At 69.4% G+C, this 13,365-nt stretch carries 10 protein-coding genes; 3 read left to right on the forward strand and 7 right to left on the reverse strand.

Annotation, left to right across the window (positions count from 1 at the left end):
- Nucleotides 1–137: 137 nt before the first annotated feature.
- The 3 genes from ACIRC0_RS18430 to ACIRC0_RS18440 all read left to right on the forward strand — a co-directional run bounded on the left by ACIRC0_RS18430 (nt 138) and on the right by ACIRC0_RS18440 (nt 3,252).
- A complete protein-coding gene (locus tag ACIRC0_RS18430; protein WP_403617360.1) occupies nt 138–1,211 on the forward strand; it encodes a ParA family protein in 1,074 nt (357 codons plus the stop codon).
- Nucleotides 1,208–2,308, forward strand: a complete 1,101-nt coding sequence (locus ACIRC0_RS18435) for a ParB/RepB/Spo0J family partition protein (RefSeq protein ID WP_403617188.1) — start codon at nt 1,208–1,210, stop codon at nt 2,306–2,308. The genes ACIRC0_RS18430 and ACIRC0_RS18435 overlap by 4 nt, the downstream gene beginning before the upstream one ends.
- Before the next feature lie 326 nt (nt 2,309–2,634).
- Nucleotides 2,635–3,252 carry a GNAT family N-acetyltransferase gene (locus ACIRC0_RS18440; RefSeq protein WP_403617189.1) on the forward strand — a complete coding sequence of 206 codons (618 nt, stop codon included), beginning with the start codon at nt 2,635–2,637 and terminating at the stop codon, nt 3,250–3,252.
- A 116-nt stretch (nt 3,253–3,368) separates the two neighbouring features.
- Here ACIRC0_RS18440 and trxA read toward each other — a convergent pair whose 3' ends face one another.
- From trxA to ACIRC0_RS18475, 7 genes are all read right to left on the reverse strand, one after another.
- Nucleotides 3,369–3,701: a thioredoxin gene (trxA, locus tag ACIRC0_RS18445; RefSeq protein WP_103837288.1), complete on the reverse strand. Its 333-nt coding sequence runs from the start codon at nt 3,699–3,701 to the stop codon at nt 3,369–3,371.
- Between the two features lie 43 nt (nt 3,702–3,744).
- On the reverse strand, nt 3,745–4,716 hold the full coding sequence (gene trxB, locus ACIRC0_RS18450) for a thioredoxin-disulfide reductase (RefSeq protein ID WP_403617190.1): 972 nt from the start codon (nt 4,714–4,716) through the stop codon (nt 3,745–3,747).
- A 186-nt stretch (nt 4,717–4,902) separates the two neighbouring features.
- Nucleotides 4,903–5,835, reverse strand: coding sequence for an anti-sigma factor family protein (locus ACIRC0_RS18455; RefSeq protein WP_403617191.1), 933 nt, complete (start codon nt 5,833–5,835; stop codon nt 4,903–4,905).
- The gene (sigM, locus tag ACIRC0_RS18460; protein ID WP_403617192.1) at nt 5,832–6,542 is read right to left on the reverse strand and encodes an RNA polymerase sigma factor SigM; all 711 of its coding nucleotides are present in this window, start codon (nt 6,540–6,542) and stop codon (nt 5,832–5,834) included. The genes ACIRC0_RS18455 and sigM overlap by 4 nt, the downstream gene beginning before the upstream one ends.
- A 26-nt stretch (nt 6,543–6,568) precedes the next feature.
- On the reverse strand, nt 6,569–8,293 hold the full coding sequence (locus tag ACIRC0_RS18465; RefSeq protein ID WP_403617193.1) for a protein kinase family protein: 1,725 nt from the start codon (nt 8,291–8,293) through the stop codon (nt 6,569–6,571).
- Nucleotides 8,294–8,411: 118 nt separating this feature from the next.
- Nucleotides 8,412–10,730 (reverse strand): murein biosynthesis integral membrane protein MurJ, encoded by a 2,319-nt coding sequence (gene murJ, locus ACIRC0_RS18470; RefSeq protein ID WP_403617194.1) that lies wholly within the window; start codon nt 10,728–10,730, stop codon nt 8,412–8,414.
- 45 nt (nt 10,731–10,775) lie between these two features.
- On the reverse strand, nt 10,776–13,202 hold the full coding sequence (locus ACIRC0_RS18475; RefSeq protein ID WP_403617195.1) for a DUF6049 family protein: 2,427 nt from the start codon (nt 13,200–13,202) through the stop codon (nt 10,776–10,778).
- Between the last annotated feature and the right edge of the window lie 163 nt (nt 13,203–13,365).

Genomic DNA, 13,365 nt, shown 5'->3' on the forward strand with positions numbered 1-13,365 from the left:
GCGATCGTAAGCCTCTCGGATCTCTCGGAAAGCGGTCTACTCATAGCGTGGTACCCCCCGTGGAGGGTACGGAGTTGTCCACAGAGGTGGATTTCTCCACAGAAGACCAGACCTCACTGGTTCACAACCCCGAAGGCATGGGAGGCTCTGTTCATTGCGAGCCTGATGTCGAGGAGAGTGAATCCTTGCGGTCCGACGCCAACATCGCGGGACCGATGACCGATCCGGTCCCCGGTCCCCGTACCGAGTCGATGGGGGAGGATGTTTCACGTGAAACACCGCCCCCGATGGACGACACTCCCATCGGTCGTGCTGCCCAACTTGCGGTGGAGGCACTGGGTCGTGCCGGCGAGGGGCTGCCGCGGCCGGAGCAGACCCGGGTCATTGTGGTCGCCAACCAGAAGGGTGGCGTGGGCAAGACGACGACGACCGTCAATCTCGCCGCTTCCCTCGCCCTGCATGGCGCCCGTGTCCTGGTGATCGACCTGGACCCGCAGGGCAATGCGTCCACCGCGCTGGGGATCGACCACCACGCCGAAGTCCCGTCCATTTATGACGTGTTGGTCGAGAGCAAGCCGCTCGCAGAGGTCGTCCAGCCCGTCCCCGACGTGGAAGGTCTCTTCTGCGCTCCGGCCACGATCGACCTCGCGGGTGCGGAGATCGAGCTGGTGTCCCTGGTGGCCCGGGAGAGCCGACTGGAGCGGGCGATCCAAGCCTATGAGCAGCCGTTGGACTACATCCTCATCGACTGCCCGCCCTCTCTTGGCCTGTTGACGGTCAACGCCCTGGTCGCCGGGCAGGAGGTGCTCATCCCGATCCAGTGCGAGTACTACGCACTGGAGGGTCTGGGGCAGCTGCTTCGCAATGTCGACCTGGTGCGGGGGCACCTCAACCCGGCCCTGCATGTGTCGACCATCCTGCTCACCATGTACGACGGCCGGACACGCCTGGCATCCCAGGTCGCGGAAGAGGTGCGCAATCACTTCGGCGACGAGGTGCTGAGGACCAGCATTCCTCGCTCGGTCCGTATTTCCGAGGCGCCGAGCTATGGGCAGACGGTGCTGACCTACGATCCAGGGTCGAGCGGTGCCCTCTCGTATCTTGAGGCGGCACGTGAAATCGCGCTGAAGGGTGTCGGCGTCCACTACGACGGACAGCACGCCCATGTCGGCGCCCGGACGGAACAGAGCATGGTGGAGGGGATTCAGTGAGCGAGCGACGGAGGGGGTTGGGCCGTGGTCTCGGCGCACTGATCCCTGCTGCCCCGACAGGGGACAAGCCGACGGCTCAGGGGGCGGTGGGTGGCGGCGCACCCGCCTCACCGGCGGCCCCCGTCCTGACGACGGACCGGGGGGTGGCCGCCGCGAAGGTGGCCACGCTGTCGACTGTTTCACGTGAAACCGAGGACACGTCCGCGCAGAGCGCGGTGGAGACGCCTGCGCCGCCGATCGGTGCTCACTTCGCCGAGCTGCCCCTCGACGCCATCACCCCGAATCCCCGGCAGCCCCGTGAGGTGTTCGACGAGGACGCGCTCGCCGAACTCGTCACCTCCATCAAGGAGGTCGGCCTTCTCCAGCCGATCGTGGTGCGTCAGCTGGGCCCGGCGCGCTACGAGCTCATCATGGGCGAGCGGCGCTGGCGGGCCTGCCGTGAGGCCGGCCTGGAGGCCATCCCGGCGATCGTGCGAGCCACGGACGACGAGAAGCTGCTCCTGGACGCCCTCCTGGAGAACCTGCACCGAGCGCAGCTGAACCCGCTGGAAGAGGCAGCCGCCTACGACCAGCTCCTCAGGGACTTCAACTGCACCCACGACCAGCTGGCCGACCGCATCGGCCGGTCGCGTCCTCAGGTGTCCAACACCCTGAGGCTGCTGAAGCTGTCGCCGGCGGTGCAGCGCCGGGTGGCCGCCGGGGTGCTCTCCGCAGGGCACGCCCGGGCGCTGCTGTCCGTGGAGGACTCGGAGGAGCAGGACCGGCTGGCGCACCGCATCGTGGCCGAGGGGCTGTCCGTGCGCGCCGTCGAGGAGATCGTCACGCTCATGGGGTCCCGGCCGCGCAGTGCCCCGCGTTCCAAGGGGCCACGCGCCGGTGCCCGGGTCTCCCCGGCGCTCAGCGACCTGGCGACGCGGCTCTCGGATCGCTTCGAGACCCGGGTGAAGGTCGACCTCGGACAGAAGAAGGGCAAGATCACCGTCGAGTTCGCCTCGATGGAGGATCTGGAGCGGATCCTCAGCACGCTTGCCCCGGGCGAGGGGCCGGTCCTGCAGAAGGGTCTGCAGGACGGCGACGCCGAGGAGCCGGAGGACTGAGCCTTCCGGGTGAAGCCGGTCGCGGATCGGCGATCCTCCGGGTGGGCCGTGTCCGGTGTGTACCGGGACACGGCCCGCTCTTTGCTTTCAGGCAGTATCGATCGAATCACCAACGTGGATACGATGCGTTCGGGTATGGCGCATCCACCTGACGGCACCTTGATCGGGGAGGCGGGGGCCATGCGAACCATGAGCCGTACCGGACTGGTGACCGCGGGCCTGAGTGTGGGAGCGGTCGGCGGGTTCGTCGGCAGCCTGCTCAGGGAGCGGAGCGCTCTGACAGCCGCCCGCAGCGCTGCGGGCGAAGGAAGCGAGGAACTGCCTTCATGGGGCGTCGGCTCGTACCGCTCACGCTGGACAACCTTCCGGACCTTCCCAAGCGCTGTCGCGCGTGTGTCTTCTGGGAACTGGACCCCGTCAGCGGAGAGGCGGCGGTAAAGGCCGGCACCTCCGCGCTGGAGAAGGAGGCCTGGATCTCCGCCGTCCTGTTGGACTGGGGCTCCTGCGGCCGGGTGGTCTACGTGGACGACGTACCGGTGGGCTTCGTGCTGTACGCACCGCCCGCCTATGTCCCGCGTTCCACGGCCTTCCCCACGAGCCCGGTGTCACCGGACGCGGTCCAGCTGATGACCGCCTTCATCATGCCCGGTTACCAGGGCCAGGGGCTTGGCCGGGTGATGGTCCAGACGGTCGCCAAGGATCTGCTGCGCCGGGGCTTCAAGGCGATCGAGGCCTTCGGCGATGCACGCTGGAAGGAACCAGCGTGCCTGCTGCCTGCCGACCATCTGCTGGCCGTGGGATTCAAGACAGTACGGCCGCACCCGACGTACCCCCGGCTCAGGCTGGAACTGCGCTCGACCCTCTCCTGGAAGGAAGACGTCGAGCTGGCGTTGGACCGTCTGCTGGGAGCCGTGCAGAAGGAGCCGGCATTGCGGCCTCTGTAGCCGGGCTCATGCGTAGGGGCCGACCTCTGAAGGTCGGCCCCTACGCGTTTCACGTGAAACATCGCCACCTCGCTGTCGGCCGCGCTCGGCGCGGCCTGGCTCGGCGGCCTCGCCGTCTACTCGGCGATGAAGTCCTCGAGGTCGCGGACGATCGCGGCCTTCGGCTTGGCACCGACGATGGTCTTGGCGACCTCGCCACCCTGGTAGACGTTCAGGGTCGGGATCGACATGACGCCGTACTTGGCGGCCGTCGCCGGGTTCTCGTCGATGTTGAGCTTGACGACCTCGATCTTTTCACCGTACTCGGCGGCGATCGCCTCGAGCGACGGGGCGATCTGGCGGCAGGGGCCGCACCAGGCAGCCCAGAAGTCCACCAGGACGGGCTTGTCGCTCTTGAGGACGTCCTCCTCGAAGGAGGCGTCGGTCACGTTCTTCAGGGTGCCTGCCACGGCGGGCTCCTTACCTCGGTGATGCGATGGGCGAATCGGGGGGTCAGACGGTGGTCTTCTCGGGCTCGGCCTGCTGCTCACTGTCCGCGAGGGCGGCGAGGTAGCGCTCGGCGTCCAGGGCGGCGGAGCAGCCCGTGCCGGCTGCGGTGATCGCCTGGCGGTAGGTGTGGTCGACCACGTCGCCCGCGCCGAAGACACCGGTCAGGTTGGTGCGGGTCGAGGGGGCGTCCACCTTGAGGTAGCCCTCCTCGTCGAGGTCGAGCTGGCCCTTGAACAGCTCGGTGCGCGGGTCGTGCCCGATCGCGATGAACAGGCCGGTCACCGGCAGCTCGGTGAGCTCCCCGGTCTTCAGGTTCCGCAGCGTCAGGCCCTCGAGCTTGGGGTTGCCCTTGATTTCGGCGACCTCGCTGTCCCACACGAACTTGATCTTCGGGTCGGCGAAGGCGCGGTCCTGCATCGCCTTCGAGGCCCGCAGGGTGTCACGACGGTGGACGACGGTGACGGACTTGGCGAAGCGCGAAAGGAAGGTGGCCTCCTCCATCGCGGTGTCGCCGCCGCCGATCACGGCGATGTCCTGGTCCTTGAAGAAGAACCCGTCACAGGTGGCGCACCAGGAGACTCCGCGGCCGGAGAGGGCGTCCTCGTTCGGCAGGCCCAGCTTGCGGTGCTGGGAGCCGGTGGCGACGATGACGGCCTTCGCCTTGTGCACCGTGCCCGCGGTGTCCGTGACGGTCTTGATCTCACCGGTGAGGTCGGCGGAGACGATGTCGTCCGGAACCAGCTCGGCACCGAAGCGCTCGGCCTGCGCGCGCATGTTGTCCATGAGCTCGGGGCCCATGATGCCGTCCTGGAAACCGGGGAAGTTCTCGACCTCGGTAGTGTTCATGAGCGCACCACCCGCGGTGACGGCGCCCTCGAACACCAGTGGCTTCAGCGACGCGCGCGCGGTGTAGAGCGCCGCCGTGTAACCGGCGGGCCCGGAGCCGATGATGATCACGTTACGGACGTCGCTCACGGCTTGATTCCTCGTCTCTGGAGACTGCTGCTGCCTACTGCCGGTGGGAGCCTCGCTCGGCGCTCTCACCCCACCCAACGGATCCTAAGGGGCCCGCATTCCCGGTGTGTCCGGGCACACGGAGACACGGCACCGCACAGAGTTCCCAATGACACCCGGGTAGGAACCGCTCCGAGACGCGAAACCTCAGGAGCGGGCGTACGAGTGCGTCAGCAGCACCTTGCCGGGGGACCCCGAGGCCTGCTTCACGCAGGCCGCGTCGACGATGTAGGCCGTGACCTTCGTGCTGTCGGAGGCGTCGGGGGTGACGAGGAGATAGACGAGGGTCCCCTGGTACACGCCCTTGTCGGCGGCGAGGACGGTCTCGTTGGTGGTGATGGCCTGCTGTACGCACGTCGGCACGTTGACCGTGGTGTCGTGGAACGTCTTGTTCGGCCGCATGCCTGAAGACCCGGTCGTGCCGGGGTCGGACTGGACGCCCCAGGGCTTGGCACTGGCGGAGCCGCCCCCGTCCGCCTTCCCGGCGAGCAGGTTGGTGACCCGGCTCTGCAGCGTGCCTTCGGAGTACGTGTGCGCGGCGTCAGTGTGCTGCGGCGTGGCCGTTGTGCTCTTCCCCGTGTCGCCGCCCAGCGTCTGCACCAGCAGGACGCCCAGACCCACGGCCGCAGCTGTGAAGACGGCGGCCACGGCGACGGTCCTGGGGCGGCCGCGACGGGTGCGCTGGGCGCGGCCCGGTCCGGTGGCCGCACGGGCATGGCCCGAAGGGCGGTCAGCGGCGGAAGAGAACGCTGTTTCACGTGAAACATGCGCGGTGAGTTCGGGGGAGTCGGCATCAGCGCTCTCGGGTGCCGACACTGGTGCCGCGACGTCCGGCAGCGCCTCCGCGGCGAGCGCGGCATCGATACGGCTCGCCACATCGTCGGGCATGCGCGGCGGGCCCGGAATCGTGCCGAGGAGCCCGCGGATCTCCTCCAGGGAGTCGTACGCGTCCGCACACAGGGGGCACTCGTCCAGATGCCGCCGCACGTCCTCGACACGGGAGGACGGCAGAAGACCTTCGCTGAGGTCGGAGAGCTCCTCGACGTCCGGGTGCCCGGCCATATCGGTCGTGGATGTCACGCTCGCCCACCTCCGCCCTTCACAGCAGCTGAATCGCTTGGCCCTGCATCATGTGGTCCTGCTGGGGGTGGGACGGATGCCCCCTGAGCCCGGTTCCGTCCGGCACCCGACTTTTTGACGTCCCCGCCGCCCTCCACGCGCAGATGGGTGAGCAGCGGCAGCAGTCTGGCTCTGCCGCGGGCACAGCGGCTCTTCACCGTGCCCGTCGGCACATCGAGGATGCGGGCGGCCTCCGCGACCGGGTAGCCCTGCATGTCCACGAGGACGAGCGCGGCACGCTGGTCCGGGGGCAGGGTGCCCAGAGCCTCCAGCAGTTGGCGGTGCAGATCATTCCGTTCGGCCGGCGCCGACGCCGACTCATGCGGCTCCAGGAGCTGCTCCAGCCGTTCGGTGTCGTCCACGGGCGAGGTCTTCCTGGAAGCAGCCTTACGGACGCGGTCCAGGCACGCGTTCACCGTGATCCGGTGCAACCAGGTCGTGACGGCGGACTGGCCCCGAAACGTATGTGCCGCCCGGTAGGCAGAAACCAGAGCGTCCTGAACGGCGTCGGCGGCCTCCTCACGGTCCCCCAGCGTCCGCAGCGCCACGGCCCACAGTCGGTCGCGGTGCCGGCGGACGATCTCACCGAAGGCGTCGGGATCGCCCTCTACGTGACGGGCGAGGAGGTCCTGATCGCTTGCATCGTCGTATGCGGTGCCATCCGCCATCGGACCCCCTCCCCCTTGACGCTTCCTCAGCCGGTGAACTTCACGTCGGTGATGGCCTGCTTGTAGCCGGCTCCGCTGTAACTGTCCCCGTCCGCGTGCGGCAGGGCCGTGAGCCAGAGCAGCACATAGCGGGTCTTGACGGCCTTGGTGGCCTTCACTGTCGCGGAGGTCCCGGTCGTCGTCAACGTTCCCATTTTCGTCATCGAGCTCACGGGCGTCGACGAGCTCAAGGAGTCCGTCGCATACAGCGTGATTGTTGTGTGGTCGCCGGGGTACCGCAGCCCTATCGAGGCCGCCGACACGGTCTGCGCCGAGCCGAGGTCGTAGACGATGCCCACGCCGGGCTTGAAGGCCGGATTCATGTCCGGGCCGTCTACGAAGCTCTTCGTCCGCCAGTACGTCGAACTGTCGTTGTCATACGTGTTGGCCACGTCGTCCGGCGCCTGGGCGTCCCCCTTGGCGACGTACTCCTGCGCACCCTGGATCTTGATCTGGGTGAGCGGCTTGGGCGTGATGCCGCCGTTCTTGTCGTTCCCGTCCGTCGTATGCGTCTGGTTCGTGTTGTCGGACTTCTTGCCCTGGTTCATCAGGGCTTCCGCGAGTTGCCAGCTGCCCAGGCCCAGCGCCGCGATCAGCAGCGCGGAGACCGCCCACTTGAGGGCCTTGCCCGTGCGGCTCTGCAGTGGGGGCGGCGGGGCCGGTACGGGCTGGGTGATGCCCGGGTGGGCCGCGGGGCGGCCGTACGTGCCCTGCTGGTACGTCGTGCGCTGGTAGTCGGGCGGCGCTGTGAACGAGGGCTCCGGCGGGCGGATGCGGGGCATCTCACCGATCGCCTTGACCAGTTCCTCAGGTGTGGTGCACGGAGCCTCGTGGCGGGAGGCGGTGGCACCGTCGTTGGCCAGCGCCCGCATGGCGAGTTCGGACAGACCGCGGTGCACGCCGGCGCGCACCTGGTCGGGGGCGATCAGACCGACGCCCTTGGGCAGCCCGGACAGACCGTAGGCGTCGTCCTCGTAGGGCCAGCGCTGGGTGAGGGCGGCGTACAGGAGCGCGCCGAGGGCCTCTGTGTCGGTGCGTTGCGGGGTGTCGGAGCTGATGCCGCGCAGGGCGGCGTTCACCGCGAGGCCGCGGATGCGCCACTGGCCTGAGGAGGTGCGCAGGATGGTGCTGGGGTTCAGGCGGAGATGGGAGAGGCCCTCGCGGTGGGCGGCGGCCATGGCTTGGGCCACCTGGGTGACCATCTGGTAGGCGTCGTGGGCTTCCAGCGGTCCGGTGGCGAGCAGCGTGGTCAGTTCGACGGCGTCGGGCAGCCATTCGTGCACGACATAGACGAGGTCGTTCTCCTCGACCGCGTCCAGGACCTGCACGAATCGCGGGTCGCCCAGCAGCGCGGAGGAACGGGCCGCGGCCAGCACGGAACGCGCCCTGGTGTGGTCCGAGGGAAGGACATGAATGCCGACGGCGCGGCGGAGTTTCTCGTCCACCGCACGCCAGCTGCTGAATCCGTCCAGACGGGTGACGCACTCCTCGAGACGGTAGCGTCTGGCGAGCTTGTGGCCGCTGTGCAGTTCGGGTGGTGAGGCCTTCCCGGGACGCTCGGTCCCGCCGCTCCCCTGCGGCTCGTCGCTGTCCGTGTCCCGCTCCCGGTCCTTGGCCACCCCGTCGGACGTGGACTGGTCCGCCTTGGCGGTCAGCGGCTCGTCACCGCTGTTGTCTGCCACGTCGACGGCAGCCGTGCTCCGTTCCGCCACCGTCGTACCTGCCTCCCCATCCGTTGCGCGCTGTCCGACGCAGAAACCAATTGTGCCCACAGTCCGCCGCTATGCACGACACACGGCGGCGGACAATGGTTGTGCGCGTACCCCCGCCTCAGCGCCCCAGGCGCCCGCGGACCATGCCGACCATTGAGTTGAGTTCCTCGATGCGCATCTTGCGTGCGGCGACGTAGAAGACACCGAGAAGCAGGACGCCACCGCCGACGAGGGCGGCCAGCGAGCCGGCGACCCCCTGCCCCAGCGTGTGGCCGATCTCGTAGCAGGCCGCTCCGCTCAGCAGGGCGGCCGGCACCGAGGCGATGCCGAGCCGTGCGTACGTCCGCAGCACCCGGGCGCCGTCCAGGTCGCCGCCCAGCCGCTTGCGCAGCCGGGCCCAGGCGACACCGACGCCGATCGCGTACGCGAGGCCGTAGGAGCCCGCCATGCCGATCACGGCCCAGCGGGCCGGGAGGACGAAGTAGCAGACGGCGGAGGCCCCCGCGTTCACAGCGGCCACGATGACCGTGTTGTAGAAGGGGGTACGGGTGTCCTCGTACGCGTAGAAGGCGCGGAGCACGACGTACTGCACGGAGTACGGGATGAGGCCGAGGCCGAAGGCCATCAGCATGTAGCCCATGTTGGTGGCCTCGCTGGTGCCCGACGAGCCGAAGATCAGGGTGCACATCGGGATGCCCAGCGAGACGAACCCGAAGGCGATCGGCACGATCGCGACGGCCGTGGTGCGCAGGCCCTGCGAGATGTCTTCGCGCACCGCTCCGCCGTCGCCCTCGGCGGCCGAGCGCGAGATGCGCGGCAGCAGGGCGGCCATCAGGGAGACGGTGATGATGGCCTGCGGGAGCCCCCAGATCAGCTGGGCGTTGGCGTAGGCCGCGAAGCCGGTGCCGTCGACCGGGGAGTGCTTGCCCGCCGAGGTGGACAGCTGTGAGACGACGAGCGCGCCCGCCTGGTTGGCGAGGACGAACAGGACGGTCCACTTGGCGAGCGTCGCGGCCTTGCCGAGGCCATGGCCCTTCCAGTCGAAGCGCGGCCGCAGCCGGAAACCGGTCTCGCGCAGGTACGGGATCATCGCCAGGGCCTGTACGACCATGCCGAGCAGCACGCCGATTCCGAGCAACCGCTGCCCCTCCGGCGGGATGTTCGTCACCTTCATCCCGGAGTTGGCCGCGCTGCCGTACACCCAGATGAATGCGCCGAGCGTCACGATGATGACGATGTTGTTCAGGACCGGGGTCCACATCATCGCGCCGAACTTCCCCCGCGCGTTGAGGACCTGCCCCATCACCACGTGGATGCCCATGAAGAAGATCGAGGGCAGGAAGTACCGGACGAAGGTGACGCCGACCTCGTTGGCCGCCGGGTCGCTGGCGACCGAGTCGGACAGCAGGCGGATCAGGAAGGGCGCCCCCAGGATCGCGACCACGGTGAGCCCACCGAGCGCCACCATGACCAGGGTCAGCAGCCGGTTGGCGTACGCCTCGCCGCCGTCCTCGTCCTCCTTCATGGCGCGCACCAGCTGCGGCACGAAGACGGAGTTGAGGCCGCCGCCCACGGTGAGGATGTAGATCATCGTCGGCAGCTGGTAGGCGACCTGGAAGGTGTCGCCGAGGAGGCCGACGCCCAGCGCCGAGACGATCAGCGCTGAGCGGATGAACCCGGTGAGCCGGGAGACCATCGTGCCCGCCGCCATCACGGCGCTGGACTTCAGCAGGTTCGAAGCCCGCCCGCCCTTCTTCCCTTCGGGCGCGGGTGGCGCGGCGGGCTCGGCGGTCGCCTCGGGCGCTGCCGCCGGTGCCGCATCGGCGGCCGGCGAAGGGGCGGCGTACGTCCGCTCCTGCGGGGACGCCTGGGCGTAGGCCGCTGCCGGGTACGGCCCGGCCGGGCCCTGGCCCTGGGCCGGTGCGGGGCCCGGCACGGACGGCTGCCGCACGTACGGCTGTCCGCCGCCCCGCTGCTGGTCCCTGAACAGGTGCGCGAAGGCGTCCGGCTCGTGGCGCTCCTCGCCGGCCTGGGTGACGAGGTCGTCGACGCCCACGAACTGAGTGGTGCGGGGGTCGTCGCCGTGCGGCAGGTACTGCGACGGTCCCTCCGGCTCGGGCGCCGGCGGCTGGGCCCACACGCGAGGGTCGGGGGTGTACTGCGGCGTCGGCGGCTGGGCGTACAGGGGCTGCTGCGGCTGGTACGGGCCGGGGGGCGGCGGGGGGTGCGCGGCGCGGTCGTAGAGCGCCTCGGTCACCGGGTCCTGGGCGGAGAGGTCGTGCGCCTGGTAGGGGTCCTGGTGGTAGGCGTCCTGGAGGTACATGTCGGCCGGGGGCTGCGGCGGTACCTGATCGGGCTGGTGCGGTGGCGGGCCCTCGGGGTAGCCCGAGCTGCCCACGGCGCCCTGCTCGCGGTCACCGTCGTACGGCGCGTTCATGGTTACCCCACCTCGTTGTACCCGGGCCCTTGGCCACGACATCGCTCAACGGTCCACTCTCTCACCCGTCCCGGACGGGTCGGCGCTTTCCGGTGCGGTGTCCGGCCCCGGGTCACTCGGGTGCTCCGGGTCGTCTGCCCCGGTCTCCGCGTCCGACTCCTGAGCGGGCGCCGCCGCGGATCCTGCGGTGTCCCCAGTGTCTACGGTGCCGTCGGCGGCCTTGTTCAGACCCCCGTCGTCCGCGTGCTGCGGGTCGTCCTGCCGCTCCTCCTCGGCCTGCCGTGCGGCCAGGCGCTTGCGCTGGGTGTACATGCGGAACCCGGCGAGCACCAGCAGCAGGACGCCACCGGCGATGACGAGCATCACCGTGGGGGTGATCTCGGTGACGTTCACGTCGAAGGTGATCGGAGGGCCGTACGCCTGCCCGTCCTCGGTGAAGAGCTGGGCGACCACCGCCGCCCGGCCGTTGGCGTTGGCCGTGGTGGTGAACTTCACGGACTGGCTGTGCCCGCCCGAGACGGAGATGGGCTGCTCGAAGTAGGGGCCGTTGCCGATCTTCAAACGCGTCGGCTGCTGGGAGGTGAGCCGCAGGACCAGGTGGTCGACCCCCTGCATGAGATTGTTCTGCACCGTCACGGGGATGGTCGCGCTGCGGCCGGAGAGCTTCGTCTCGGACTTCTCGATCAGCCGCACCTGGTCGGTGAGCCCGTCGAGGTAGGACTCGACGCCCTGGCGGAAGACCGAGGCCTCGGAGGCGTGCCCGCGCCACGAGGTGGACATCGCGCGGTCTATGGCGCGCCCGAAGGGGGTGACCACTCGTTCGGGGTCGGTCAGGATCACCTTGAAGCTGTCGAGCTTGTCCTGCGTGTTCTCGATCTGCTCGAACGCGGACTGCGGAAGCTCCTGCCTGCGCAGCGAGGAGGGGTAGCGGGACGCTGCCGGAACCCTCGTCGTGGCATCCGGGTCCGGCTTGGCCTCGGCGGCCGCCGACAGATCGGCCGACTCCGACCAGTGGCTGCCCTGCAGGGCCGTCAGCGCCTCCGCCATCGACTGGGCCTGGCTCGCGGACGGCATCCGCGAGGGAGCGACCACGATGCTGCGCTGCTTGTCCGGCTCCTCGAGGTTGATCATCAGGCTCTGCGCCAGGAAATCCTGTACGGCGAGGGTGGAGCTCGTGGCCGAGGTCATGTCGCCGTCGAACGCGCTCGACAGGCCGTCGTCCGAGACCACCGCCGTGGTGCCGCCCCCGATGGGGCGCGCGGCGGTGGGCGTGTAGGACAGGCCGCGGGTCTCCTGGAGGCTGTCGCTCCGGGCGATCACCTTGTCGGCGCCGGCGGAGGTGGCGACCTTGATGATGGAGGGGTCGACCGCGCCGTCCACGGGCCAGGCGAAGTCCGTGTCGGGTTTCACGTGGAGGATGGTCTCCACGGTGCTCGCGGCGACGTCCGTGGCGTCCTTGAGGTGGCTGAGGGAGCCGGTGACGTTCTTGCCGTTGTGGGCGAGCGAGGCCAGGTCGGGGTCGCCGTAGGGCAGAGCGACGACCTCCTTGTTCTGGACCGCCTTCTGAAGGTCGGCGAGCCACTGCTTGGCGACCGCCTGGCTCTTGCCCGCCGTGACCTTGTCGCCGTCGCCCTTGATGCTGTAGCTGCCCGCCATCGCGTCCACGGAGGCGAGCAGGTCGGGGTCGATCACCCAGGTGACGTCGAGGTTCCTGCCCTGTGAAAGGAGCTGCGAGAGACGGCCGCCCGGGGAGAGCTCCTTGGCCAGGTCGTCGTTCTGGAAGACGGGTGTCTGCTGCTGGTTGGGGAGGGTCTCCGCGGTCATGTGGACGTCGGAGACCAGCGGCCACAGGAATGTCGTCTGCGTCTTGGCGGCGGCGTCGTCGGGCTGCCAGGGCAGGAACGTCCGCTGGATGCCGAGCACCTGATCGTAGGGTTGCGCGGCGGTCTGGCCGGAGAGCGAGACACCGAGCGGGTAGACCCCGTCGGAGTCGAGGTCCAGTTCCTTGACGGGCACGGAGATGCTGAATTCCTGGGTGGCACCGGGCGCGAGCCGGGCGAACTTCTCGACGTACTTGCCACCGACCTCGGAGCCGTCGACGCCCGGCAGGTAGGCGGTGCGCCGGGCGACGCTGTCGATGGACGCGCGGCTGGTCAGCTCCTGGCCGACGCGCAGGCCCACGTGGGCGTCGGTGACGGCCTGCTTGCCGTTGTTGGTGACCGTGCCGGAGACGGTGAGGGTGTCGCCGTCGGTCGGCACGCTGGGGCTGAGCGAGTCGAGGGAGACAGTGACCGCTCGGGAGCTGCCGGCCTCCACCGCGGCGCTCCTGGCGGCGGCGTGCGCCGCCGGGCCGGCGGGCAGCTGCAGCAGGCCGGCCAGCAGGGGTGCGCCCGCGAGCAGCGCTCCGGTACGCCGGAGCCACCGGCGGGCAGGTGAGGAACTCATCCCCTGGAAGTCTGCCGCCTCGGCCACGCGCTCGCCCGTCCCTCGTCGTCAGTGGTCGTCGGAATGTGCGTCCCCGCATGGTAACGATGCGCGTGGAAGGGAAGTGCCGCGGTCCGCACCACAAGATCGGAAAGGGAGCGGGGCAGTCCCGTCATGGCGGGGATCGGGAAGGCACCCGCCACTGGCTGTT

This window comes from Streptomyces sp. NPDC093984, assembly GCF_044764595.1.
GTDB classification, from domain to species: domain Bacteria; phylum Actinomycetota; class Actinomycetes; order Streptomycetales; family Streptomycetaceae; genus Streptomyces; species Streptomyces cynarae.